Raw genomic sequence first — 24,227 nt, forward strand, 5'->3', positions numbered from 1 at the left:
TGCGTCACGTAGTAGTGGCGCTTGATGTGGTCCCAGTTCACGGTGTCGCCGAACTGCGCGTGTAGACGCCGTTGTCGACGTTGTGGAAGATCGGCTCGATCCAGGCATCGACCTCGTCCCTGAGCTGGGGCGGGTAGAGGGTGCTCTCCGGGCTCCACTTCAGGCTGAAGTCCAGGGTGATCTGCGGGTAGTCGTTGGTGACGACCTGCTTGGTGGTCGTGTCGACCAGCGCCGGAACCGTGACGCGGCCCTCGTGGTGCTCGTCGGCGTTGTCGTAGGCCTGCTCGAGGTAGTCGATGCCGAGGACCGGGTCGGTCTCGGGGAAGCGCCAGCCGCGTTCGTCGCGGATCGGGTCGACGACCGCGAGCGGTGAAGCGGTTCGGCTGCCGGACGAACGCGCCGGTGGCCGACGTCTCCTTCGCGAACTGCGCCGTGTGCTCGACGATAGGCCCATGTACCCGGAGATCGACCCCCACACGTCAGGCCACCTGGACACCGGCGACGGCAACCTCGTGTACTGGGAGGAGTGCGGCAACCCGTCCGGCAAACCCGTCGTCTTCCTGCACGGCGGTCCCGGTGGCGGGTGCTCCCCGACGCACCGGCGTCTCTTCGACCCGTCGGCCTACCGGATCGTCCTGTTCGACCAGCGCGGCTGCGGCCGTTCGACGCCGCACGCCTCCACGACGGACGACCTGTCGCTGAACACGACCTGGCACCTCGTGGCCGACATGGAGCTGCTGCGCGAGTCGCTCGGCATCTCGCGGTGGCAGGTCTTCGGCGGCTCCTGGGGCTCGACGCTGGCGCTCGCCTACGCCGAGAAGCACCCGTCCCGCGTCTCCGAACTGGTGCTGCGCGGGATCTTCACGCTGCGTTCGTCCGAAGTGGACTGGTACTACCGCGGTGGGGCGGCGCACCTGTTCCCCGACCTGTGGGAGGAGTTCACGGCGCCGTTGGCCGGACTTGCCGGTGATCCCGTCGAGCTGTACGCGGAGCTGCTGTCCTCGCCCGATCCCGAGGTGCACGGGCCGGCGGCCGTCGCGTGGAGCACGTGGGAGGGCGCGACGGTGACGCTGCTGCCGCGGCCGGAGTTGGTGGCGGAGTTCGCCGAGCCGTCGTACGCGCTGGCGTTCGCGCGGATCGAGAACCACTACTTCGTGAACGGCGGCTGGTTCGAGGAGGGGCAGCTGATCCGGGACGCCGTGCGGCTGGAGGGCATCCCGGGCGTGATCGTGCAGGGCCGGTACGACATCGCGACGCCCGCGGTGTCGGCGTGGGACCTGCACAAGGCGTGGCCCGGTTCGGAGCTGGTGCTGGTGCCGGACGCCGGGCACGCCTACGACGAGCCCGGCATCCTGTCCGCGCTGCTGGAGGCGACGGACCGGTTCCGCGACTAGCGGAGCCCGACCCACTTCGCGCTGGACGTCGTGCACGCCGCGACGGTCACCGCGGCGGTGAGGCACTTGCGCGGTCCGAATCCACCCGGGGGTTGTCAACCCCGGACGTAGGCGAGCGCCCGCTCCAGGCTTCGGCGCGCCTCGACGAGCGACGGGCCGTACCACGTCAGGTGCCTGCCGTTGACCAGCACGTACGGCAGTCCGGGGAAGCTCTCGGGGCCGTCTTCGTGCGTGAACTCGTACGGTTCGTCGGGCAGGACCACGACGTCCGGGCGCTTCGAGTTCAGCTCTTCGAGGCTCGGCCTGGGATAGCGCTCGTCATGGGTGGCGTAGACGTTCTCAAACCCCAAGCGCCGCAACACATCGGTGGCGAAGGTGTCCCGGCCCGCGACGATCCACGGACGCCGCCAGACAGGGACCAGTGCGGTGAGCGTGACCGGTTTCGTGTCGCGCCAGAGGTCTTCCGCCCTGGTGAGCCAGTCCGGTTCGAGGTCCCAGCCGAGGCCGAAGAGCCGCCGCAGCGAGCCCAGGGCCATCGGGACGGTCTTCGGCGCCTCGGTCACCCACACGTTGACCCCGTTGGCGCGCAACCGGTCCACGTCTTCCGGGCGGTTCTCCTCGGAGTTCGCGATGACGAGGTCCGGGGCGAGCGCGAGCACCGCGTCGACGTCCGGGTACTTCGACCCGCCGATCCTCGCGACGTCCACACCGGACGGGTGCGTGCAGTAGTCCGTCGCACCCACGAGGGAGTCCGGGACGGTCACCGCGACGGCCTCGGTGATCGACGGCACCAGGCTGACCACTCTGCGCGGCTGGTCCAGTGCGACCGGCTCACCGAGGTCGTCGACGGGGAGCATCAGACTCCCGTGATCTTCAGACCGGCGTGGGTCTTGTAGCGGCGGTTGACCGCGATGAGGTTCGCGGTGAACGCCTCGACCTGGTGGGCGTTGCGCAGCCGGCCGCCGTACACGCCGCGGAAACCGGGCACGAGCTCGGCCAGTGCGCGAACCGTGTCGGTGGCCTCGCGGTCGTCGCCCAGCACCAGGACGTCCATGTCCACTTCGGACACCGACAGGTCGGCGAGCAGGACGGCGGACACGTGGTGGAACGCGGCCGTGACCCGCGATTCCGGCAGCAGCAGCTCGGCCTGCTGCGCGGCGCTGCCCTCGGTGACGGGCAGGGCGAACGGGCCCTGCTTGTCGAAGCCGAGCGGGTTCACGCAGTCGATGACGATCTTGCCGGCGAGCTGGTCGCGCAGCGCGGCGAGGAGGTCGCCGTGGCCGTCCCACGGAACCGCCACGAGGACGATGTCCGAATCCGCGGCGCAGTCCGAGTTGTCCGCACCCCTGACGTCGCCGCCCGCCGCCTCGGCGATCTCCCCGGCCGCGAGGCCGGCGCGGTCGGCGCTGCGGGAGCCGATGATCACCTTGACGCCCGCCTTGGCCCAGCGGATGGCGAGGCCCTTGCCCTGGGCTCCGGTGCCGCCGAGGACGCCGACTGTGAGGTCACGAATGTCTGTCACCCCTGCATCTTCACACGGGTGGGTGGGGGTGGGCTGTGCAAAGTGACCTTTGTCGGGCAGTGGTCTGGTCGGGTCGCCGGCGACGACAGCGGTTGCCCCCGTGTGGTCAGGCGCGTTCGAACCTGACCTTGCGCTCTGCCGGATCCGCCTCGGTCAGCTTCACGCGGATGCGTTCGCCTTCCGGGATGTTCTTCCCCGAGCACTTGGCGAGCACCGGGGGTTCCGCCACGAAGATCTCGGCGTCGTTCTCGTTGGAGCGCAGGACGGCGGCGTCGAACTCCTCGCCCACGCGTCCGGCCAGCACCCGGGCTTCGACCTGGTCCAGGGTGGCGCGGTCCACCTTGGCGGCCAGGGAGTCGGAGGCGCCCATCAGCGACGGGAGCCGCGGGAGGGCTTCCGCGAGCCAGGCCGGGAGGTCCTGTCCCGAGGTGACGGCCAGGCAGACCTCGGTGGCGAAGCGGTCCACGAGGCGGCGCAGAGGTGCGGTGACGTGGGTGTACGGGGCGGCTACGCCTGCGTGGGTGGTCAGTTCGGGGACCTCGCCGTTGAACGCCGAGTAACCCGCGCCTCGCAGCAGGCGGGTGGCGTCGGTGAAGAGGACCAGGGCTTCCGGGGTGCCGGCGTCGAGGCCCGCCAGGAACGCTCCCGGGGAGAGGTCGTCGGGCCACGGGACCTGGAGGGCCGCCGCGGACTTGCGCAGGGCCTTCACGGCTTCCGGGTCCGGGTCGGGCAGGGTGCGCAGGACGCCCACCCCGGCCTCGAGCATGACCTCGGCGGCGGCCATGCCCGTCATCAGGGAGATCTCGGCGTTCCAGCCGTCGACCTCGGTCCGGGGGCGGGTGACGAGCCGCCAGTCCGAACCGTTCGATTCGATCTCCTGTTCCGGGAGCTGGAGTTCGATGGCGCCGCGTTCCCGTGCGTAGGCGCGCCGGAGGGGGCCGAACTCGGCCAGGGCCGCCACCGAGGGGTGCGGGGTGCCCGCGTCGAACGACTCCTGGACCGCGGCGTAGTCGAACTGGGCCGTGGAGCGGACCAGGGCTCGGCGCACCTCGACGGAGGTGGGCTTGCCTTCGGCGTCGCACTCGAAGGTCCAGAGGACCGCGGGGCGGGTCACTCCCGGCAGGAGCGAGGCCGCGCCTTCGGAGAGGACCGTCGGGTGCAGGGGGACGTTGCCGTCCGGGAGGTAGAGGGTCTGGCCGCGGCGGCGGACCTCGGTGTCGAGGGGGCCGCCCGGCGTCACGAAGGTGCCGAGGTCGGCGATCGCGTAGTGGACGGTGAAGCCGCCGGGGCTCTTCGTCACGCAGAGGGCCTGGTCCAGGTCCTTCGCGCCGGGTGGGTCGATCGTCACCAGGGGGATCGAGGTGAGGTCGGGGCGGTCTCCCGGGTCGCGGGAGACCGCCGCCTCCGCCTCGGCGAGCACGGCTGCCGGGAAAGAGGAGGGCAGACCGAATTCGGTGCGGATGCCGTCGAAGGAAACGTCAGCACGGCCGGAGCGGATCACCAGTGAAGCCACCCGCACAGCCTAAGCCGATCAGTCCTCGTCGTCGCCGCGCCACTTCTTGTCGGACTCGTCGGCCGCTCGGGTCCGCTCCCTCGCGATCTCCAGGGCTCGGGCCGCGGTGGCCTCGTCCGGGTAGGGGCCCATGCGGTCGGGGCCCTTGCAGCCCTTGCCGTGCTCCACCGCCTGGTGGGTCAGGCAGTAGTACCAACCGCTGCTGTCACTCATACGCGTTCGCCTCCCAAAGGCGCCGGGAATCCCCGCGGCGGCGTGGACTGGTTGGCGTTGGCGTACTCCGCCGGGATCGGGTCCAAACACGAGACCAGCACCGTGCGGTCCTCGGCGTTCTCGATCTTGCGTCCGGAGCGGTCGCGGTAGACGAGCGAACCGTCGGAGTCGATCTCCATGATCGCGCCGACCTCGGCCAGCTGCTCCTCGTCGAGGTCGCCCAGCTTCTCGTAGCGGGACGGCACCACGCGGTAGATCGGCCACTTGAGGTGGCCGTACGTGCGGTGGAACTCCGCCAGCAGGTGCGTCAGGTGCTGCTGCCACGGCAGCGGCATGGCCTCGGCCAGGGCACGTGGGATGACCACGTAGTCCGCCGAGACCCCCGGAGCACCGGCCGCCATGTAGTCACGCACCGGAGTGCTCGACGCGGGCGGTCCGGAAGGCCTCGGGATGGGGTCGTGGTTGAACATGCAGCGCCTCCCCGCGATCTACACGCCCGGCCGGACGGCCAGCGGCATCAACTCGTGGTAGTTCCAGTTGATCTTGCTGATCTTCACGACATCACCCGTCTGAGGTGCGTGGATGTACTCGTCACCGCCGAGGTACATGCCCACGTGGTGCACCGTGCGCGGGTTCGACGTGTCGGTAGCCCAGAAGATCAGGTCACCTGCTTGGGCGTCGCGCACCGGGAGGTGGGCGCCACCCTTCTCGTACTGGTCGTTCGCCACGCGGGGGATCTGCACCCCGGCCGCGCGGAACGCCTTCACCAGGATGCCGGAGCAGTCCCACGCGTCCGGGCCGTTGCCACCCCACAGGTACGGCTCGCCCAGCTGTTCCTTGGTGAACTGGATCGCGATGCCCGCCGCGTTCGACGCCAGCAGGAACTGGCCCGCGCCCGAACCGCACCCGGCCGGGTCGGTGACGGCACCGAGCTCGCCCAGCAGGAAGGCGGCCATGCCCTCCCAGTTGTGGTAGCGGTCGGGGAACGCCGAGCGCTCGACGGCCTGCGCCGAGTCGCCGGGTCGCCTGTTCTCCCAGTCCGGCACCTTCAGCAGCACGTCGTAGAACTTGTTGATCGAGTACGTCGGGTCGGTCACCTGGGCCGGTGTCCCCCAGCCCATCGACGGGCGCATCTGGAAGATGCCCAGCGAGTCGCGGTCGCCGTAGTTGAGCGGCCGCAGGCCCGACTCGGTCATGCCCGCCTGGATCGCGATCTGCCACGCGAGCGGCGGCAGCTTGCGCTCCTGGCCGATGGAGATGATGCGCGCGACGATGTTGCGCTGCTCCTCGTTCAGCCGCGACGCGTCGTGGCGGCCCTTGTCGCCACCGCCCGCGTCCCACGGGCCGATGGCGGCGTTGCAGCTCATCCGCGCGAAGTTCGTCCCCGCCGCCGGGTTCGTGGAGTTGCTGACGACCTGCGTCACGCCCGACGTCGTCACAGCGATCACCACGACGGCTGCGAGGGCTCCGATCAGCACCAGCACGCGCATCGTCAGTCCGCCTTCGTGTAGCTGTTCACACGCCACTCGTTGGCCGGCGTCTTGACCAGCGTGATGACGACCTTGCCCGAGTCCGTGCCCACCTCGAAGTCGGCCGACGAGGTGAAGGACTTCTTCGCCTTGACCTTCTGGGTGATCCTGGTGGGCACGTTCTTCGGGTCGATGGTCGCCATCTGGGCCAGGAACTCCTCCGTCGTGTACGGGCGGAGCTGCGCGAGCCACTTGTTCACGTCGTCGTCCGGCGGCGGCTTGATCCAGTTCTCCGCCCACAGCTCGGCGATCAGCTGCGCGTCGGCCTGCGGCGGCGCGGCGGACGCCGAGATCGACGGCGGCGCCACCTTGGTCGGCAGCGACGTGGCGCTGGACGGCAGCTGGCCCACCTGGGTGCCCTGCGCCGACGTCGAGGTCTGGCCGGCCGCCGCCGACGGGTCAGCCGGCTTGCGGTCGAGCACCCTGGGGATGATCACACCGAGCGCGACGACCACCACCACGAAGATGATGATCGACACGGCCAGGTGCCGCGGAGAACGCAGCGGCCATCCCCACAGCCTGCGGTAGACCGCGGCACGGCCGCGGTTGGTCCGGATCGGCACTCACGCCCCCTCTCAGCTGTTGTCCCGGACTTCGAAGCCACGCGAAGGCCGGTAGATCACGTGCACCGGACGTCCTGCCACCACTTCTGTCTCGGCCCTGCGGGGTTCCTGCACCGGGGCGGAGTAGCCGCTGGTCCGCGACGGCACGAGCACCGCGTCGTCGACCCGGTCCCACTGCCTGTCGGTGACCGGCGGGCTGTCGACCACGCGCGAGCGGGCGACGGGCAGTGCCGCCGGGCCCGAGCCCGCGGGCAGCGCTCCCACCCGCACGCCGGAGTTGTCCGGTGCGCTGATGATCTGGGCGGACTGGGAGTCGCGGTCGAGCCGCTGCGCCGTCGCCATGACCGGGTTCGAGGCCTCCGGGCGGACGCGACCACGACCCCGCTGCGGCACCTCTTCGCCGCCCGCGTCGCTGTCGCGCACGGACTCCCAGAACTCGTCCTGCGGCGTCGGGCCGACCTGCTTCCTGCGGCCCGTCATCTTCGACCAGACGCCCCCGCTCATCGGCAGGACGTTGCTCGCCGAGCCGACGGACATCTCGACCATCTGCCACATGCGCCGCAACGGTTTGCCGATCACGAAGCACACCAGCGTGAGCATCAGGCCGAGCAACGTGCGCGTCAGCAGCGACAGCCCCGTCGCGTTGAAGATCGCCTGCAGCAGCAACGCGTGGACACCCGCGAGGACCGCGAGCACCAGCACGTTGAAGATCGTCACGGCGGCGGCGCGGGCGACCTTGCGCAACAGGTCGTGGTGCAGCAGCGCGACCAGGCCGATGAGCGGCCCGGCGAGCGTCAGGATGCGCAGCAGCAGCTGGGCCAGCAGCACCGCGGCCTTCGCGAACAGCTGGAACAGCGAGAACGCGATGGACTGCAGCAGCGCGAGGAAACCCGCGCCGGTGCGGCTGCCGTCGGTGCCGCCGAAGTAGCCCCTGGCGGTGCCGAGCTGACCCTCCAGTGCCTTCCACTCGGCCTTCTTGGCGTCGAGCGCGGCCTGGTCGCCGTCCTTGCCCTCGGCGATCTCGGCCGTCGTCCACGCCTGCGTCTTGAGGATGCGCGGGCCGTACTCGGCGGCCTGCGGTGCCTCGGGCGTGCCGAACGCGCCTCTCAGCCAGCTCTGGTAGACGACGGCGTCGTGCAGTTTCGTCGGCAGTACGTGGAGGGTGCCTTGTTCTTCCGGCGCCTCGATGAACCCCGCCTGTATCTCGGACGTCTTGGAGACCAGCGTGTTGTCGAGGAGGTTGTAGAACTGGGGCAGGGCCAACGTGGACGTCGCCAGCCACATGGCCGCCAGCGCCCAGAGCCCGCGTTTGGAGATCGCGGCGAAGTCGCCCGTCCAGATCTGCCGGAACATCAGGATCGCGAGGATCAGCGCCACCAGGCCGAACCAGCGCAGGTAGACGTTGTCGTAGACCTTCTGCACGCCGTTCTTCACGGCGTCGTCCAGCGGGACCAGCAGGCCGCGGCCCATCACGGTGTAGTGCAACGCGTTCGTGGCGCCGACGATGTTCTTGCCGACGCTGAACAGCTCGTTGCCCGCCCACGTGTCGAGCGTGGCGTTCGCGTCCGGCAGGACACCGCACTTGGCGTTGTACTGGTGCCAGACCATGCCGGCGTAACCGTGTTCGAGGTACGGCGAACCGGGCAGGCCGTTGCCGACGGGCGGGTCGAGCGCGCCGACCATGCCCGCACCCGGACGCTCCGGGTTGGGCGGGTCGGCGCAGGTTTGGGCGTGCGCCATCGGGGCCCCGATGACCACCTGCAACGCCAGGATGGCGGCCACCATCGTCACCGATTTGGTGCGTGCCGACGCGCGCAGCGCGAACCGCCGCCTTGCCCAGAGCAAGGCGGCGATCGCGAGCACGATCGTCAACGCCGTCATGCGCCGCCGTCCCGGCGGCGGTTGGTGCCGTCACCGTGGCCCACCAGCTGGGCCTCTTCCTCCGTCAGTCCGAGCTCCATGTCCGCCGCCAGTTCGTCGTCGATCTCGTCGGGCACGTAGGCGGGCGGCTGGGGAGCCGCGCTGGTGTCCTCCGCCGGCACGAGTTCGCCCTTGCCGTTGTCGCGCTTGGCATCGGGCGTCGTGTCGAGGGCGTTGCGCAGGTGTTCGAGGTGCGGGCCGCTGAAGTCGATGCGGATCCGCTCCACGCCACCGGCGCCGTCGCCGAAGATGAACTGCCTCGGCGCGCGGTCGCGTTCGGTCGCGGTGCGCTCGCCACCGGGGCGGCGGCCGAGCGAGGCGACGACCTGCTCGTAGCCGGCGCCGACCGGAACCTTGAGCAGCCGCAACGCGTCCGCCTGCGCCTGGTCGTCGTCGAGACGGCCGACGAAGACCGAGTCGAGCAGCGCGACGAAGCCCTGGATCTTGAGGAAGTCGGCGGGGATCTGGCTGGACAGCAGCACGCGGACGTTCCACTTGCGCGAGTCACGCGCGAAGCGGTTCATCAGCACACGACCCGTCGGGACCTCCGAGAGGAAGAACGCCTCGTCGATCCAGACGCCCTTGCGCTGGTCCTTGGGCTTTTCGTAGATCGAGCGCTGGGTGAGCCAGGCGGCGAGGTTCAGCATCTCGACGCCGAGCGACTCCGCGTCCGTCCAGTGCTCGCGGCCGACGCCGTCCTTGGGCAGGTTCAGGCCGGCCATCGTGAGGACGGTGAGGCGGTCGTCGCGCACCTCGTTGTACGGGTCGTGGTTCTCCTCGGGGATGAGCAGCGACATGCGCTCGCGCATCTCGTCGAGGAAGTCCGCGACCACGACGGCGTGCTCGTGGTGCTCGGACGCGTCCCGGCGCAGCGCCTCGAAGACGAGACCGGGGTGGGCGTCGAAGCGGCCACCGACCGTGCGGACGGCGCGCAGCAGCACGATGCGCGTCTGCGGCAGGCGCGCGACCTCGTACGGCAGCAGGCCGGTGAGCACGTCCAGCACGAGACGGCGGCGGGTGGCGGCCGCGAGGGCCTTCTCCCGGCGCCAGGCCCGTTCCGGGTCGTCCTCGTCGAGGAAGTGCTCGATCATCGGCTCGGCGACCACCCGGTACGGGTTGAGGATGCCGGGCTGGGCGTTGAGCAGGTTGATCGGCCGCGCGTACGGGCGCAGCTCCGGCAGTTCGCACAGCGCCGAGAGCGGGCCGGACGGGTCGAGCAACGTCCAGTGGGCGCCCGCGCGCAGCGTCTTGTAGACCATGCCGCCGCCGAGGAACGACTTGCCGGCACCGAGACCCGCGACCATGGCCGTGAGGCCCGAGGCGTCGCGGAGCTCCTGCGCCATCCACGGGTCCCAGGCGACCGGGCGGCGGGTGGCCGTGACGGTCTCGCCGAGCAGGATGCCGCGGCGGTCACCGACCTCGGCCGTCGCCGTGGGAACGGCGCTGGCCGCCCACAACACGCTGCCGCGGCGCAGGTACGCGCCGTTGGACAGCGGTTCGCCGGGGATGAACTCGCGGGCGATCGCGTACTGGGCCTCGGGGTGTTCGATCGCGATCTTCGGCTTGTAGAGCTCCAGCAGCTGCTGGGCGAGGCGCAGGGCCTCGCGCTCGGTCGGGCCGCTGACGGCGAGCCGCCACCAGCTGCGCACCCGGGTGCCCAGCGCGGTGAAGCCCGACGTCATCTCGTCGTCGATCTCCAGCACGCGGCCGGCCTGGCGGGCGAGCGACTGCGGCGGTTCGAGCTCGTGCTCGTCGGTGTAGTGGCGGACCTGCGAGCGGACCTTGCTCATCTGCCGCGACAGCTCGCCCGAGACCTCCTCGGGCCTGCGCACGTAGATGCGGGCCGACCACTCGACGGACGCCGGCAGCCGGTCCGCGCGCTGCACCCACGGGTCGTCGACCTCGGGGATCTGCAGGCCGTGCATGAGCCCGACCGTGAGCACGGCGACATGGCGCTTGATGCCCGCGTTCGAACCGGTGCGGCCGCGCACGGTGACCGTCGGCGAGTAGGGCTCCTGGTGGAAGTCCGCGGCGTCGGTGAAGCTGGCCAGGTCCTCCGGCTCCCACGCGGCGCCCGGCACGGCGGGCATGTTGCGCGGCGCGGGCAGGCCCAGCGAGCACGACCGGTGCATCAGCCAGGACATCTCCTCGGCCGTCGCGGGACGGCCTTCGAGACCCGCGGAGCCGATGACCTGGTCGAGGTGCTCCACCTCGGAGTCGAGCGCCACCAGCTCGGCGTCCACGGCGTCCGGGAAGACCTTGCGCAGCACGGGAGCGGCGCGTTCGACCGCGCGGTCCATCATGTTGCGGGTCTGCACCTGGACGCCCAGGTAGACCTCTTTCTCCGCCATCGAGCGGCCCATCAGCTGCTGCTGCTCGCCGACCATGTAGTCGTCGAACGACAGCGTGCCCGGGGTGTCCGGGAGGCGCTTGACGGCGTTGTGCACGTGCGCCTCGGCCCACATGCGGATCGGATACGGCCGCGTGGTGACCCGCAGGTGCATCCATCGGCCCTGCAACTCGGCGTACTGGCCCGCGATGGCGGCGATCAGGTCCTGGCGCTGCGAGTCGCTGCGGAACGACCAGCGCTGCGGCGCGAGCCGGTACCAGGCGTAGACCTCCTGGCCGGTGCGCAGCAGGTGACCGTCGATGCTGCGGGCGCTGATCGACGGCGTGTAGCTCGGCACGGCCTGCTCACCGGGCAGGCGGCGGCCGCGTTGGGAATAGGCGGCCCTGTCGCGCTCACGGGGGTCGGCCGCGGCGTGCTGGGCGATGTGCTGGGCGGAGCGACGGTCACGGTCTCGCCGGCGTCCGAACACCGCGAACCTCCTTCTTACGGCTGTCTGACGTCCGGCGGGGCTGGGCCTGCTGTCTCGCCCGTCGTTGTTGTTTCTTGCTCGACTTGGGACGAGGCCGCTGCGGGGTGACCCGGATCCGGGCGGCGCTGGCCGCTCCGCCGGTGCTGGCCGTGCGTTCTCGAGGTGCGGTGAGCTCGCGGACCCACATCGACATGACGGCCGTGAGGGGCCGTTCATGGCTGATCCGCTGGGTGATGAACCTGGTCAGGATGATCGTCGCGACGAGGGCCCACGCGGTCGAGAAGAACCCGAACCCGACGCCCATCTGACGCTCGATCGTGAGTACGAGGAGGAAAACGACGATCCCCACGCCCCACGCGACGTATCGCGCGCGCCAGGGGAAAGTCGCTTTGGGCGGGCCCAGCCAGACGGCGTCGACCCGGTAGACCTCGTCGTCGGTGCGCACCCGCACGTGTCAGCCTCCGACGAACAAACCGGCGAGCCACTGGCCGATGTTCGCGCCAGCGTCTGTCGTGACGGCGAGGCCGATGATGGCCAGAGCGACGATCACGCCACCGAGGCGGCGCATGACGCCCGCGTTGTCGCCCTTGCCGCCGCCCAGCCACAGGAGCAGGAGCGCGACTGTCAGCAGGAGCAGCGGGACGATGTTGTCCAGGATCCAGTTCCGGACATTGCCTGTGCCCGGCACCGTCGGCTGCTGCTGAGCGAGTGTCACCAGGTCCATGGCGGTCATTTCTTAACTCCAGAGTGCGCGGGGGCTGGCGCTACGAGTAGAACACGAGATCGTCACGACGTGTGGGGCTGTTGCTGCGGGCTGTTGATCAACTGGCCGTTCCCCCTGGGGAGAATTACGTCTAATCTGGCCGACACATCATCACCGAGGAGACGTCAGTGGGGAACACCCGTCCCAAGATTCTCTCCGTCGCCGACAAGGTTCACCCGACTGCGGACGCGCTGGTCACCCACAGTGCGTGCGCCCTGAACCCGCGCACGTGCACACTCATGTGATTACCCTGAACGGCCGGTTCGCGCCCCCGCCGCGGGTGCGGCCCGGAGCGACGACTCCGAGGAGATTCGCTCATGCTCGAACCTGACCTCGTGCCGGACGGAAGTGTGGACGGAATCACAGCCTCCCCTAGCGCTCCAGGCGTGAGCGAGCCTACCGGGCAGACCCCGCAATCCCGGCGGCGGGTCCAGCGGACGATCAACTTCGACCGCTCCGTGCTCGAGCGGGCCCGTGCGGCGGCCACCTACCTCGCCTCGTACGAGCCCCAGGCGGGGGTGCGGTCGCTCGCCGACATCGTCAACCCGGCCGTGCTGGCGTACGTGACGGAGCTGGAGGAGCTCTACAACGGCGGGGAGCCGTTCCGGCCGGTGCTGCGGATGCCGTCCGGGCGGCCGGCGAACCGGTGAAGCCCGGCGACCTGGAGGTCACCGGGCCGCACGGCCGGGCGGACGGTCACGAGGTGCCGGAGATCCTCCAGAACCAGCCGGTCGAGGCGTAGTCGGGCCCGACCGCGCCCTTGCCCCAGAAGTAGTCGTTGTAGTTGCCCAGCCCACCGGTCGCCGGCAGGTACACGCCCATCGTCGCCCAGCGCACGGACGCGGGCTGCGTGTCGATGCTGGCCTGAGCCCACGCGTCGCGGACCTTCATCGGCTTGTTCCACCACAGGAACGGCGAGCGCCACATGTAGTGGCCGAACTTGCCGCCGTGGTTGGCGGAGTTGTAGCTGACCGTGGTGAAGCTGTTGATCTGGTGCAGGCCGCGGAACGCCTGGCCCCAGCGCTGCGCCCAGTTCTGGCCGCCGGTCGAGTCCTCGAGGACGAGGCAGGTGAAGAGGCTCATCCACTCGACGTCGCCGTTGCCCCAGCGCGCCTCGGTGTTCGAGAGCTTGGTGTCGTTGTGGTTCGAGCAGCCGGTGAAGTAGAAGCCGGTGCCGCTGCCGTGGCCCTGCCAGTACGTCAGGTCGACGTCGTCGGCCCAGCGCGTGTCCTGGCCGCCCGCGAAGGCCGGGTCCTTGAAGTCGCTCTCCCACGCGTTCTGGTCGAGCCAGCTGAACGCCTGCGGGATGCCGTGGTTGCCCGCCTCGGTGTTGAACGTGCCGATGTTCGCGGCGGTGTTCGGCAGGCCCGAACAGGTGCCGGTGCCCTCGCTGCCGACCTGGGTGCCGCCGGCCTCCGCCTCGAACCGCGCTTCGGGGCGCGGGGACTGCGGCGGCTGCGGCACGGGCAGTTCAGCGCCGACCGCGGCGGGCAGGGTGATGGCCTGCGGGGCACCGCCGTCGGAGTTGCGGCCGGTGCAGCGGAAGGACGGCTCGATCTTGTCGACCCTCTGCTCCAACGGCGGTGCGACGTAGACGTAGGAGACGTCGGGCTTCACCTCGGCACCCAGGTACTCGGCGCACAGCTTGGCCCCGTGCGCGAGGTCGTTCACCTTGACCGTGCCGGCCTCGTCGTAGGTGCGGGCGGCGTGGCTGACCGCCGTCACGCCCTGCGCGTCGAACGAGACGCGGATGTTCGCCCCCTCGCCCTCCAGCGGCAGGCCGCCGAGCTGGAACGTGTACGACACGCTCGTGTCGAGGTTGGCCGTGAGTGCGTTGCGGCCGTTGGGATCCGCGAGCTCGAACGTCGTGTGCTGCGCGGTCGGCGTCGCGTTGGCGGGCAGGACGCCGGCGGCGCGGAGCCCCTCCTGCGCGCGCTTGGCGGCCTCTTCGGCGGGGATGGTCCTGATGCGCTTCAACGCTTCGGTGTCGAGCGCGGTCTGCGTGGTGGCGTTGCCGTCCTCGTCCGGCCCGCCCTGTCCTTTGTCGACGGTCGGCAGGTACTGGTAGCGCCGCTCGTCGGCGAACGCCACCGCGCCCGCCTCGGACCTCTGGACGTCCTCGAGGCCGAAGGCCCGTTGCAGCCTCTGGGCCTGTTCCTGGTCGAGACCGGAGCTCGTCACCCCGTACACGGGCAGTTCCGCGGGGTCGGCGTGCGCGACACCGGCCGCCCCGGCGGCGACGAGGCTGGACAGGGCCAGCACCACCGTCAGCTTGCGTTGCATGTCTCTTCCCTCCCTGGGTGACGGCCGACTGCAGGGGCCGGCCGTCTGACAGGAGGATCCGGCGTTCGCGCTCGTGATACCGGGAGTGGCACGGCGCCCGGACTCACCACCCGAACGGCCGAAGTTCTGTAACACCCCTGGCGCGGCAACGAACCTAGAGGCGGACAGCTGGGTACTTGATGCCCGCTCCGGTGTTCAGCACGACCACCTCGTCCCGCGCTCCGAGCCAGCCGGACCGCCGGAGGTCCCGGACGGCGCTGATCGTCGCGGCGCCCTCGGGGCACAGGAAGACGCCCTCGCGTCGTGCGCACTCGGCCCGGTCGGCCTCGATCTGCTCGTCGGTCACGGCGATCGCGGTGCCGCCGGTCTCCGCGATGGCACGCAGGATGATGAAGTCGCCCAGCGGTTTCGGCACGTTGATGCCGAACGCGCTGGTGTAGGCGTCGTCCCAGAAGGCCGACTCGGGCCGTCCCCCGTCGAACGCCCGGACGATCGGCGCACAGCCGGTGGACTGGACGGCGACCAGGCGCGGCAGCTCCCCGTCGATCCAGCCGAGCTCGCGCATCTCCAGGAGCGCCTTGTGGATCCCGATCAGCCCGACGCCGCCGCCGGTCGGGTAGACGATCACGTCCGGCACGCGCCAGCCGAGCTGCTCGACGATCTCGTACCCCATCGTCTTCTTGCCCTCGATGCGATACGGCTCCCTCAGCGTCGACGCGTCGAAGAGGTCGACGTCCGCGATCGCCTTGCCGGCGTCGGCGATGGTGCCCGGCACGATCCGCAGCTCGGCACCGCTCGCCTCGACCTCCTCGCGGGTGATCAGCGGGGCGTCCTCGGGCATCGCGATGACGCTGCGCAGGCCCGCGCGGGCCGCGTACAGGGCCCAGGCGGCGCCCGCGTTGCCGTTGGTCGGCATCTTGATGCCCTCGATGCCGAGCTCCCTGGCCCGCGCCACGCCGACGGCCGCGCCCCGTGCCTTGAACGAGCCGGTCGGGACGAGCGACTCGTCCTTCATGAGGATCTTCGCGTCCAGCTCCCGGCTCAGCGCGGGCAGCGGCACGAGCGGCGTCATGCCCTCGCCGAGGCTGAACGCGGGGTCGGGGTCGCGGACCGGGAGGACGTCGCGGTAGCGCCAGAGGCTGTTGTCGTCGTTCGGCCGCCGCACGCGAGTGAGGTCGTAGCGGGCCAGCAACGGCGAGGCGCACTCGTGGCAGAGGTTCTGGACGGCGTCCGCGTCGTGTTCGCGGCCGCAACGTGCGCATTCGAGGTGCGAGAGCATGGCCTCATGCATACAGGCGGATGAGCCGGCATGTAAGCCGGATCCTGTTCGTGGGACCGAGGTCCCAGTCGGCGGCCATCCATCTGGGCCTGCCGTCGCCGGCAGGCTCTAGCGGCCTACCCGCGAGCATCGGGCGGGCAGCCCTCGAACGCTCGCGCAGGCACCTTCGCTTTCGCTCCGGCGCCCCTCTTGGCCTTGCTCCGGGTGGGGTTTACCTAGCCGCCCCAGTCACCTGGGGCGCTGGTGGTCTCTTACACCACCGTTTCACCCTTACCCCGGCTGACGCCGAGGCGGTCTGTTCTCTGTGGCACTGTCCCGAGGGTCACCCCTGGTTGCCGTTAACAACCACCCTGCCCTGTGGAGTCCGGACTTTCCTCGACGCTCGCGCGCCGCGGCCGCCCTGCCGACTCATCCGCACCCCGAGGATATCCCAGCCGCTGGAACCGCTTGTCCACCGGTGCGGACGTTGGTTGACTTCGCCCATGACACGACGTCGCCACGTCGACCACGGCCGCGTGGCAGCAAGCCTGTGTTGCCTCCGCTGAGTGCGTTCTCACCGTCCGCGACCTCAGGGAGCCCCGTCATGTCCGATCTGCTGATCATCTCCGGCGCGCCGTCCCACTCCGCGCCCACCGGCGTCGTCGTGGCGCACGTGGCCGACGTGCTGCGGGCCGCCGGACACCGCGTCACCCTGCTCGACGTGCGCTCGCTGCCCACGTTGTCGCTGCTCACCGAGGACCTGCGGGACCCGGAGATCGCCTCCGCGGTCAGCAGCGTGCTGGCGGCGGACGGCGTGGTGGTCGCCTCCCCCGTCTACCGCGCCGCCTACAGCGGTCTGGTCAAGGCGTTGCTCGACCTGCTGCCCAAGAAAGCCCTGCGCGGCCGGGCCGTGCTGCCGCTCGCGACAGGCGGCAGCCAGGGCTTCCTCGTCGCGATGGACTACGCCCTGCACCCGTTGCTCGCCGCGAAGGGCGCCGACCAGGTCGTGCGCGGCGAGTTCGTGCTGGACCAGAACGTGGGCACCCCCGCGGCCTCGGCGGCTCTGGACGCGGCGGCGGACCGCTTCACCACGGCCCTGACCCCGCGCCTGCGCCGCGTCAGCTGAGGTGCGAGGTGTCGTTGACCAGCTTCACCGAGGCGTGCCCGTCGGCGTAGAACTCGGCGATCGACACGCCCGTCAGGTCGAGGTGCATCCGGAACAGGAACTGCGGCCCGACGTCCAGCGCCTGGCGGAGCAGCGTCTTGATCGGCGTGACGTGGCTGACGACCACAATCGTCTTGCCGCCGTACTTCGCGATGATGTCCGCCCGGGCCTTCCTGACCCGCGCGTGCACCTCGTCGAAGCTCTCCCCGTTCGGCGGCTTCACGCTCGTGTCGCCCAGCCACCTGCGGTGCACCTCGGGGTCCTGCTCGCTCGCCTCGGCGAACGTCAGCCCCTCCCAGGTGCCGAAGTCGGTCTCGATCAACCCCTGGTGGGTGACGACCTCGAGGCCGACCTCGTCCGCGAGCTTCCGCGCGGTCTGCTGGGCCCGCTGCAGCGGCGACGAGATGACCGCCGCGATGCCGTCCAGTGTGGACAACCTCTTCGCGGCCTTCTCCGCCTGCTCCAGCCCGAGCTCCGTGAGCGGGTGGTCACCCCGACCGCTGTAGCGGCGGTCGACCGACAACTTCGTCTGCCCGTGCCGCAGGAGGATCAGCCGTGTGGGCTCCCCCACAGCGCCGCTCCAGTGCGGCTGCCGGGCACCCTCGGCCTTCTCGGACTTCTCAGTCCTGCCGGACTTCTCAGTTTTCCCGGACTTCTCGGTCTTCCCGGTCTTCTCGTCGTCCATGGCCTCGTTCGCGAGCCGGTCGGCCTGCTTGTTGCGCTCGCGGGGGATCCACTCGTACGTGACCGCCTTGAACCCTTGGGCGAGTGCTTGAGCTTCCTTCGCGAGAGGCTGCATCGAGGGGTGCTTGATCTTCCACCGCCCGGACATCTGCTCGACGACCAGCTTCGAGTCCATCCGCACCGCGACCGTCTCGGCGTCGAGCTCCCCGGCGGCCCTCAGCCCGGCGATCAACCCCTGGTACTCGGCCACGTTGTTGGTGGCGACCCCGATGAACCCCTTGCGCTCGGCCAGCGTCTCGCCGCTTCGAACGTCCCTGACCACGGCCCCGTAACCAGCAGGCCCGGGGTTGCCCCGTGACCCGCCGTCGGCCTCGACGATGACCTTCACGGGGCCGATCGTAACCCCGCGTTCAGACCCCTCCCGGCACCCTGTATCCTGTTCACATCGGTCTGGGTGGCGGAATGGCAGACGCGCTAGCTTGAGGTGCTAGTCCCCGCAAGGGGGTGGGGGTTCAAGTCCCCCCTCGGACACAGATGAAGGGCTCGTCCTGCGGGACGGGCCCTTCTGCATTGCCGCTACACGAAGCCTCGGTAACCCCGCCTCGCCGGACACCGATGATCTGGGCATGCGCGCAACAGACGACGTCGGCGTCGTGCTCAACGCCGAGTTCGAGATCGAGCCGGACGGCGACCACCTGGCGTTGGTCATGAGGAGCGCGGGCGGCAAGGTCAACGGAAGTCCGCACGGCCGCAACCACCAGTACAACCTCGCCCTGGAGCTCCTGCTCCGCCGCCTTCGCGAGCGCGGCGCGGCACTGGAGAACGGTGTCGTGGACTCCGCCCAGGTCAAGCACCTGCCCGAGGCGGAACGCACCATCGTCGCCTCACGGGTCGTCCTGGCCGCGACGCCCGACATCGGGGCGTTGCGCAAGGAACTGGGCCGCGCGCAGGGCAAGATCGGCCAAAGCGGCGACGGCAACGCCACCAAGCAGATCCGGCTCAGGTTGCGGGTGCCCGGCTACGCCGCCGACGACGCCGACCGCCTGGCCGCGGACCTGGCGAAACCCGCCAACCGAGGCAAGGCACCGGACGCGCTGGCCCTGCTGCGCTCCCTCATCGGCGATCCCATCGAGACGGTGACCGGCAACACGAACACCATCGTCGAGGTCGAGCACAAGCGCGTGAAGGTGACTACCGAACGGTCGCCTCAGGGGCAGTGGGTCGACGTTCTCGATGTCGAGGCCGGTCTGGAAAAGCTGTACGCCCAGGGGTCCGTGCTCGTGAACGTCGACGAGCTCGGTCACCGCTCCGCGTTCGTAGGCGCCGTGCTGGCGACCATCCCCGGAACGGTCGTCACCCTCCGACCCGCCGTCGTGACGTTGCACGACCCGGAGTTCCCGGTGCGCATCCGGAAGTTCGCCGTGCTCGACGGGACCGCACAGGTCACGACCCGCAAGGAGCAGAGGGAACTGCGCAGGCTGCTGCTCGGCGGCCGGACCTCCGCACCCTGCGATCTGTGCGGACACGACTACCCGGAGGAGTTCCTGGTCGCGGCGCACATCAAGAGGCGGTCGTTGTGCACCGACGACGAGCGCAACGACCTGACCAACGTGGCGATGCTGGCCTGCAGGTTGGGTTGCGACAGCCTGTTCGAGTCCGGTCACGTCACCGTGGACGACACCGGTCGCGTTCTCGCCCGGTTCGAGGACGGATTCGGCGGCCGGCTGCGCGATCACCTGAGCGAGCTGCACGGCCGTCGTTGCGGGGCACATCGCACCGGTTCCCGGCAGTACTTCACGTGGCACCGCGACAACGTCTACCGCGGTTAGCGACGAGGGCCTTGTCGTGCAGGGAACAAAAGGGCCGCCCGGCTGGGCGGCCCTTCACGCGAAGCCCGGCTCTACAGGCCCGACTCCGAGGTGCGGACCAGGATCGCTCCGCACTCCTCGCAGCGCACGACCTCGTCGGCCGCCGCCTCCTTGACCTTCGAGACGGCGCTGCGGTCCAGCTCGATGCGGCACGCGCCGCAGCGGCGGGACTGGATGAGGGCCGCGCCGATGCCCCGCTGCTCGCGCTGGCGGTCGTAGGCCTTCAGCAGGTCGTCCGGGAAGCCCTTGGCCATCACCGAGCGGTCTGCGGTGCGGCGGGTTTCGGTGGCCTCCAGGTCGGCCAGGGCGGCGTCGCGGCGGCCCTGGGCGTCTTGGAGCCTCTCGCCCGCCTTGTCGAGTTCCACGCGGGCGAAGGAGGCGTCGGCTTCCACCGCCTCGCGGCGTTCCATGAGCTCCAGGAGGTCGTCCTCGAGGATGCCCTGGCGGCGCTGGAGGGTGGCGAGCTCGTGTTCGAGGTCGGTGAGCTGCTTGGCGCCGACGGAGCCGGACTGCATCAGCTTGCGGTCGCGCTCGCCGCGGGCGCGGACCTGGTCGATCTCGGTCTCCTGGCGCTTCACGTCGCGGTCGAGGTCGCCCAGGGTCGTCTCGACGGCCACCAGTGCGTCCTGCTTGGCGCGCATGAGCTGCTCGGCCTCGGCGATCTCCGCGATCTCCGGCAGCGTGCGGCGACGGTGGGTCACACGCGCCAGTTCGGCGTCGACCTGGGCCAGGTCGAGCAGCCTGCGCTGCACTGCGGGATCGGCTTTCACGCATGTCCTCCTGCTGCTGTGCTCGACGCGCCGACGGTCCACGGGTCGGTCCGGCGGGTGGAGACGAGTACGTCGACCCTACCGCCGACGGCCGCGCGCAGGATCTCGGCCGCCTGCTCGCACCACGGCCACTCACTGGCCCAGTGCGCCACGTCGACCAGCGCGGGGCCGCCGGACTCGACGTGCTCCAGGGCGGGGTGGTGCCGCAGGTCGGCCGTCACGTACGCGTCGACGCCTGCTCGCTTGACCGTCTCCAGGAAGCTGTCGCCCGCTCCGCCGCACACGGCGACGCGCTTGACCAGCCTGTTCGGGTCGCCCGCGGCGCGCACGCCCTGCACCGTGGCGGGCAGGGCGCCGGCCACGCGCCGGGTGAAGGCGCTCAGCGGTTCGGCCTCGGGCAGCTCACCGATGCGGCCGAGGCCGGTGCCGTCGGGTTCGGCCGGTTCGAGCGGGCCGGTGACGGTGAGGCCGATGGCCCGCGCCAGCGCGTCCGACACGCCCGGCAGCGCGCTGTCGGCGTTGGTGTGCGCGCAGTACAGGGCAGCGCCGTTGCGGATGAGCTTGTGCACCAACGCGCCCTTGGGGTCGTCGGCGGGAACACCGTTGACCCCGCGCAGGAGCAACGGGTGGTGCGCGACCACGAGCTGCGCGCCGACCTCGACCGCCTCGTCCACAATGGACGAAGCGGGGTCGACGCAGACCAGCACCCTGGTGACGTCCTCGGCAGGGTCACCGCAGACCAGGCCCACCGCGTCCCACTTCTCCGCGGTCTTCGGCGGATACGCGGACTCCAGGACCGCGATCACGTCGGCGAGCTTCACACCAGTTCCTCCATCACTACCCGCAGCGCGTCCACGAACACCGCGAACTCCTCCGGGGGCCGGATCGCCACGCGCAGGTACGTGTCGTCGAGGCCGGGGAACGTGTCGCAGCGGCGGACCGCGATCCCCTTGTCCCGCAACGCCAGGCGTGCGCCCCGAGGAGCCCTGACCAGCAGGAACGGCGCCTTCGGCGGCACCACGACCAGGTCTTGGAGCTGTCCCAAGGCATACGCGGCGTGCTGTTCGGCTTCCTCCGCGAACCCCGCGGACTCCTCGAGCGCGGAAGGCTCGCAGCACGCGGTGATCGCTTCCAGCGTCAGGCTGCCGACGGGCCAGTGCGGACGGCCGTGGGCGAGGCGGCGCAGGGTCTCGGGGTCGCCGAGGAAGTACCCGGCGCGCAGGCCGGCGAGGCCCCAGGTCTTGGTGAGGCTGCGCAGCACCAGCACGTCGGGGTCGTGCGCGAGCGACTCGGGTTCACCGGGAACGGCGTCCATGAACGCCTCGTCGACGACCAGCCTGCCGGGCAGCGCCTTCAGCGCGGCGGCCTCGTGCAGCACGGACGTCGGGTTCGTGGGGTTGCCGATGACGGTGAGGTCGGCGTCCGCCACGACGTCGCGCAGGCGGAAGTCGCCGTCGAGCAGGACGTGCTCGACCGGGATCCCGGCGTCGCGGAACGCCACCTCGGGCTCGGTGAAGCCGGGGTGGACGATCGCGGCACGACGGGGCGCGAGCTTCGGCAGCAGCGCGAAGCCCTCGGCGGCACCGTTGAGCAGCAGGACCTCGTCAGGCGAGCGCCCGTGGCGGCGTGCGACGGCCTCACGGGCGCGCTCCTCTGCCTGTTTCGAGGGGTAGCGCCCGAGCTCGCCGAGCGCCGCGGCCAGCCGTTCGCGCAGCCAGGCGGGCGGGTGCGGCACCCGCACGTTGACGGCGAAGTCGGCGAGGCCGGGTGCGGCGTCGACGTCACCGTGGTGGCGCAGGTCTGGGCTGGTCATCGCGCGGATTCTAGGCGACCGGCCCAGAGCACCACGTCACTGCATGTAGCGGCGGAGCTCGGTGAGGTGGCTGATCAGCTCGTCCAGCTGGAACGTGTCGAGCTGCGCGGACTCACCGGGCGGGGTGCGGAAGCAGACGCGACCCTTCTCGTTGAGGTACACCTCGAACGCACGACGGCGCCCGAGGGCGTCGGTGCACCCGATGATCTCCCGTTGCGGGGGCACGTCGGTACCTGTCTGCATGGGCGGCCTCCATGTCGTTTGTCCGTACATCTTGCGACAACGGTTGAGCGTTACCGTGCGGCGGTGCTCAGCCTCCGGCGGACAACGTGATCTGCCGAGCCTACTTGTGCTCGACGCCCAGCACCGGCTCAACGGCCTAGGCTGCGCGGCATGCACGTCTCCTTCGTCTGCACCGGCAACATCTGCCGGTCCCCCATGGCGGCGCTCGTCTTCCGCGAGTGGCTGTCGCGGGAAGGGCTGTCGTCCCGGGTCCGGGTGTCGAGCGCCGGCACCGGCGGCTGGCACGTCGGCGACCCCGCCGACCCGCGGACGCTGAAGGCGTTGGCGGCCAACGGGTATCCCGTCGACCACGTGGCCGCGCAGGTCGGGCCCGAGCACCTCGACGCGGACCTGCTGGTGGCGCTGGACGCGGGTCACGCGCGGGCGTTGCGCCGGATGGTCGACCCGGACCGCGTGCGGCTGCTCCGCTCGTTCGACCCGGACGCCGACGGCGCGGACGTGCCGGACCCCTACTACGGCGACGAGGCCGGCTTCGACGAGGTGCTCGTCATGACCGAGGCGGCGATGCCGGGGCTGGTCGCGTGGGTTCGCGAGCAGCTCTGAGGACGAAGCGCCAGTCACCCCGGGCGACCGCGGCCGAGGCGGCCGGCCTGCGCTGGCTGCGGGTCGGCGGCGGCCCGCCGGTCCCGTTCGTCCACAGCGCGTCCGGGGGCGAGCTGGTGATCGACGAGATCCCTCACGGCGAGCCGGACCTCCAGGCGGCCGTGACCTTCGGGCACCGCCTCGCCACCCTGCACCTCGCCGGCGCGGACGCGTTCGGCTCACCACCGCCCGGCGGTCCGCGCGAGGCCACGATCGGCTTGGCGACCATGGTCAACGAGGCCGCGCCGGAGTGGCCGGAGTGGTTCGCGTCACAGCGGATCGAGCCGTACGCGCGGGAAGCGGGCATCGACGTGAGCGAGGTGTGCGCGAACATCCAGGAGCTCGCCGGTCCGCCGGAACCGCCCGCACGGCTGCACGGCGACCTGTGGAGCGGCAACGTGCTGTGGGGTGCCGACGGGCAGGTCTGGCTCATCGACCCGGCGGCGCACGGCGGGCACCGCGAGAGCGACCTCGCGATGCTCCAGTTGTTCGGCTGCCCGTTCCTCGACCACGTGCTCGGTGCGTACCGGGAGGTCGCGCCGTTGGCCGACGGCTGGCAGGCGCGGGTGCCGTTGCACCAGCTGTTCCCCCTGCTCGTGCACGCCGTGCTGTTCGGCGGCGGCTACCGGGCGCAGGCCGAGGCGGCGGCTCGGGCGGCCTTGCGGTGACGACCCGGTTCCACCAGGTGCGGCTCACCCAATAGCGGCGTTGCGCTTGCTTCGAATGTTGCAGATAATTCGAATAGCGGAAGGAGGGACCGATGAGTTCTGCAGCACTGCGAGCTGTCCAGCCCGATGATGACGCCGTCGTCACCGCCCACGCCGCTGTGAGCAGGGTCAAGGCGTATCTGCACAGCCATCACGACGACGAGGGCGATGTCCGCGTCAGGGTCGAGGAGAACGACGACGTCTTGGTCCTGCCACGCGCCGCGGTCGAACTCTTCGCCCAGATCCTCGCGTACATGGCCGCTGGGCACGGTGTGTCCGTCGTACCCGCCGACGCCGAACTGACCACGCAACAGGCCGCGGACATGTTGAACGTGTCACGTCCGTACCTGATCGGTCTGCTCAAGGCGGGCGAGATCGAGTACCGCATGGTGGGCAAGCACCGCCGCATCAAGGCTGCGTCCCTGGTGGAGTACATGCGCTCGGACGACCAGCGGCGGCGACGGGCCGCCGACGAGTTGTCAGCGCTCACGCAAGAGATGGGCATGGCCTGAGTGAGTTTCGTCGTCTACGACGCCAACGTCCTCTACCCGAGCACCT

The 24,227-nt window shown here is 70.5% G+C and carries 26 protein-coding genes, 1 tRNA gene and 1 other RNA gene; 8 read left to right on the plus strand and 20 right to left on the minus strand.

All coding sequences use genetic code 11. The annotated features are described in order from the left end of the window. Window positions 1-37: 37 nt before the first annotated feature. The gene (locus tag BLQ91_RS36995) at window positions 38-454 is read right to left on the minus strand and encodes a glutathione S-transferase family protein (protein WP_245734216.1); all 417 of its coding nucleotides are present in this window, start codon (window positions 452-454) and stop codon (window positions 38-40) included. Between BLQ91_RS36995 and pip the strand changes: the two genes are divergently transcribed. Then, window positions 453-1,394 carry a prolyl aminopeptidase gene (gene pip, locus BLQ91_RS37000; protein WP_090104817.1) on the plus strand — a complete coding sequence of 314 codons (942 nt, stop codon included), beginning with the start codon at window positions 453-455 and terminating at the stop codon, window positions 1,392-1,394. The genes BLQ91_RS36995 and pip overlap by 2 nt on opposite strands. 95 nt (window positions 1,395-1,489) lie before the next feature. Here pip and BLQ91_RS37005 read toward each other — a convergent pair whose 3' ends face one another. From BLQ91_RS37005 to BLQ91_RS37055, 11 genes are all read right to left on the minus strand, one after another. Beyond that, on the minus strand, window positions 1,490-2,251 hold the full coding sequence (locus BLQ91_RS37005; RefSeq protein ID WP_090104819.1) for a helical backbone metal receptor: 762 nt from the start codon (window positions 2,249-2,251) through the stop codon (window positions 1,490-1,492). Next, a complete protein-coding gene (gene npdG / locus BLQ91_RS37010; RefSeq protein WP_090104821.1) occupies window positions 2,251-2,916 on the minus strand; it encodes an NADPH-dependent F420 reductase in 666 nt (221 codons plus the stop codon). The genes BLQ91_RS37005 and npdG overlap by 1 nt, the downstream gene beginning before the upstream one ends. A 106-nt stretch (window positions 2,917-3,022) precedes the next feature. Further along, window positions 3,023-4,429 (minus strand): RNB domain-containing ribonuclease, encoded by a 1,407-nt coding sequence (locus BLQ91_RS37015; protein ID WP_090104891.1) that lies wholly within the window; start codon window positions 4,427-4,429, stop codon window positions 3,023-3,025. A gap of 18 nt (window positions 4,430-4,447) precedes the next feature. Continuing rightward, entirely contained in the window at window positions 4,448-4,642 is a 195-nt protein-coding gene (locus tag BLQ91_RS37020) for a hypothetical protein (protein WP_090104823.1), read from the minus strand. Beyond that, entirely contained in the window at window positions 4,639-5,112 is a 474-nt protein-coding gene (locus tag BLQ91_RS37025; protein ID WP_090104826.1) for a hypothetical protein, read from the minus strand. Before BLQ91_RS37025 ends, BLQ91_RS37020 begins: the two co-directional genes overlap by 4 nt. A gap of 18 nt (window positions 5,113-5,130) precedes the next feature. Continuing rightward, window positions 5,131-6,132: a C40 family peptidase gene (locus BLQ91_RS37030; RefSeq protein ID WP_090104828.1), complete on the minus strand. Its 1,002-nt coding sequence runs from the start codon at window positions 6,130-6,132 to the stop codon at window positions 5,131-5,133. Window positions 6,133-6,134: 2 nt separating this feature from the next. Beyond that, complete coding sequence (locus BLQ91_RS37035) at window positions 6,135-6,734, minus strand: hypothetical protein (protein ID WP_090104830.1); 600 nt, start codon at window positions 6,732-6,734, stop codon at window positions 6,135-6,137. Between the two features lie 12 nt (window positions 6,735-6,746). Then, entirely contained in the window at window positions 6,747-8,615 is a 1,869-nt protein-coding gene (locus tag BLQ91_RS37040) for a hypothetical protein (protein WP_090104832.1), read from the minus strand. Next, a complete protein-coding gene (locus BLQ91_RS37045) occupies window positions 8,612-11,473 on the minus strand; it encodes an ATP-binding protein (protein ID WP_090104834.1) in 2,862 nt (953 codons plus the stop codon). Before BLQ91_RS37045 ends, BLQ91_RS37040 begins: the two co-directional genes overlap by 4 nt. Beyond that, window positions 11,448-11,924, minus strand: coding sequence for a hypothetical protein (locus BLQ91_RS37050; RefSeq protein ID WP_090104836.1), 477 nt, complete (start codon window positions 11,922-11,924; stop codon window positions 11,448-11,450). The genes BLQ91_RS37045 and BLQ91_RS37050 overlap by 26 nt, the downstream gene beginning before the upstream one ends. 3 nt (window positions 11,925-11,927) lie before the next feature. Next, entirely contained in the window at window positions 11,928-12,206 is a 279-nt protein-coding gene (locus BLQ91_RS37055) for a hypothetical protein (protein WP_176960163.1), read from the minus strand. A 416-nt stretch (window positions 12,207-12,622) separates the two neighbouring features. Between BLQ91_RS37055 and BLQ91_RS37060 the strand changes: the two genes are divergently transcribed. Then, window positions 12,623-12,886, plus strand: coding sequence for a hypothetical protein (locus BLQ91_RS37060; RefSeq protein ID WP_245734219.1), 264 nt, complete (start codon window positions 12,623-12,625; stop codon window positions 12,884-12,886). A 46-nt stretch (window positions 12,887-12,932) separates the two neighbouring features. Here the strand turns inward: BLQ91_RS37060 and BLQ91_RS37065 are convergent, their stop codons facing one another. From BLQ91_RS37065 to rnpB, 3 genes are all read right to left on the minus strand, one after another. After that, the gene (locus BLQ91_RS37065) at window positions 12,933-14,519 is read right to left on the minus strand and encodes a DUF6345 domain-containing protein (RefSeq protein WP_090104842.1); all 1,587 of its coding nucleotides are present in this window, start codon (window positions 14,517-14,519) and stop codon (window positions 12,933-12,935) included. Window positions 14,520-14,673: 154 nt separating this feature from the next. Further along, complete coding sequence (locus BLQ91_RS37070) at window positions 14,674-15,798, minus strand: threonine synthase (protein WP_245734221.1); 1,125 nt, start codon at window positions 15,796-15,798, stop codon at window positions 14,674-14,676. A gap of 17 nt (window positions 15,799-15,815) precedes the next feature. Continuing rightward, window positions 15,816-16,209: RNase P RNA component class A (gene rnpB / locus BLQ91_RS37075), an RNA gene on the minus strand. A gap of 172 nt (window positions 16,210-16,381) precedes the next feature. On the opposite strand from rnpB, the gene BLQ91_RS37080 reads away from it, so the two are divergent. Next, window positions 16,382-16,903 carry an NAD(P)H-dependent oxidoreductase gene (locus BLQ91_RS37080; RefSeq protein WP_090104846.1) on the plus strand — a complete coding sequence of 174 codons (522 nt, stop codon included), beginning with the start codon at window positions 16,382-16,384 and terminating at the stop codon, window positions 16,901-16,903. On the opposite strand, the gene BLQ91_RS37085 is transcribed toward BLQ91_RS37080, so the two are convergent. After that, on the minus strand, window positions 16,896-18,014 hold the full coding sequence (locus BLQ91_RS37085; RefSeq protein ID WP_425412578.1) for a bifunctional RNase H/acid phosphatase: 1,119 nt from the start codon (window positions 18,012-18,014) through the stop codon (window positions 16,896-16,898). The two genes, BLQ91_RS37080 and BLQ91_RS37085, sit on opposite strands and share 8 nt — an antisense overlap. Window positions 18,015-18,074: 60 nt before the next feature. On the opposite strand from BLQ91_RS37085, the gene BLQ91_RS37090 reads away from it, so the two are divergent. Together BLQ91_RS37090 and BLQ91_RS37095 are read left to right on the plus strand one after the other, a co-directional pair. Next, a tRNA-Leu gene (locus tag BLQ91_RS37090) sits at window positions 18,075-18,157 on the plus strand. A gap of 95 nt (window positions 18,158-18,252) precedes the next feature. Beyond that, entirely contained in the window at window positions 18,253-19,455 is a 1,203-nt protein-coding gene (locus tag BLQ91_RS37095; RefSeq protein ID WP_090104848.1) for an HNH endonuclease, read from the plus strand. 71 nt (window positions 19,456-19,526) lie between these two features. On the opposite strand, the gene BLQ91_RS37100 is transcribed toward BLQ91_RS37095, so the two are convergent. From BLQ91_RS37100 to BLQ91_RS37115, 4 genes are read right to left on the minus strand one after another with little or no spacing between them, the layout of a single operon-like run. Further along, complete coding sequence (locus BLQ91_RS37100; protein ID WP_090104852.1) at window positions 19,527-20,264, minus strand: zinc ribbon domain-containing protein; 738 nt, start codon at window positions 20,262-20,264, stop codon at window positions 19,527-19,529. Continuing rightward, window positions 20,261-21,085, minus strand: coding sequence for a Nif3-like dinuclear metal center hexameric protein (locus BLQ91_RS37105; protein ID WP_245734223.1), 825 nt, complete (start codon window positions 21,083-21,085; stop codon window positions 20,261-20,263). Before BLQ91_RS37105 ends, BLQ91_RS37100 begins: the two co-directional genes overlap by 4 nt. Next, the gene (gene cobC, locus BLQ91_RS37110) at window positions 21,082-22,077 is read right to left on the minus strand and encodes an Rv2231c family histidinol phosphate aminotransferase CobC (protein ID WP_090104854.1); all 996 of its coding nucleotides are present in this window, start codon (window positions 22,075-22,077) and stop codon (window positions 21,082-21,084) included. Before cobC ends, BLQ91_RS37105 begins: the two co-directional genes overlap by 4 nt. 36 nt (window positions 22,078-22,113) lie before the next feature. Further along, a complete protein-coding gene (locus tag BLQ91_RS37115; protein ID WP_090104856.1) occupies window positions 22,114-22,320 on the minus strand; it encodes a hypothetical protein in 207 nt (68 codons plus the stop codon). A 150-nt stretch (window positions 22,321-22,470) separates the two neighbouring features. On the opposite strand from BLQ91_RS37115, the gene BLQ91_RS37120 reads away from it, so the two are divergent. The 3 genes from BLQ91_RS37120 to BLQ91_RS37130 all read left to right on the plus strand — a co-directional run bounded on the left by BLQ91_RS37120 (window position 22,471) and on the right by BLQ91_RS37130 (window position 24,181). Then, complete coding sequence (locus BLQ91_RS37120) at window positions 22,471-22,923, plus strand: low molecular weight protein-tyrosine-phosphatase (protein ID WP_090104857.1); 453 nt, start codon at window positions 22,471-22,473, stop codon at window positions 22,921-22,923. Next, entirely contained in the window at window positions 22,902-23,630 is a 729-nt protein-coding gene (locus BLQ91_RS37125; RefSeq protein WP_090104858.1) for a fructosamine kinase family protein, read from the plus strand. Before BLQ91_RS37120 ends, BLQ91_RS37125 begins: the two co-directional genes overlap by 22 nt. Window positions 23,631-23,722: 92 nt before the next feature. After that, on the plus strand, window positions 23,723-24,181 hold the full coding sequence (locus BLQ91_RS37130) for a helix-turn-helix domain-containing protein (RefSeq protein ID WP_090104859.1): 459 nt from the start codon (window positions 23,723-23,725) through the stop codon (window positions 24,179-24,181). Window positions 24,182-24,227 lie beyond the last annotated feature (46 nt).

The organism is Lentzea jiangxiensis, assembly GCF_900104175.1.
GTDB classification, from domain to species: Bacteria; Actinomycetota; Actinomycetes; order Mycobacteriales; family Pseudonocardiaceae; genus Lentzea; species Lentzea jiangxiensis.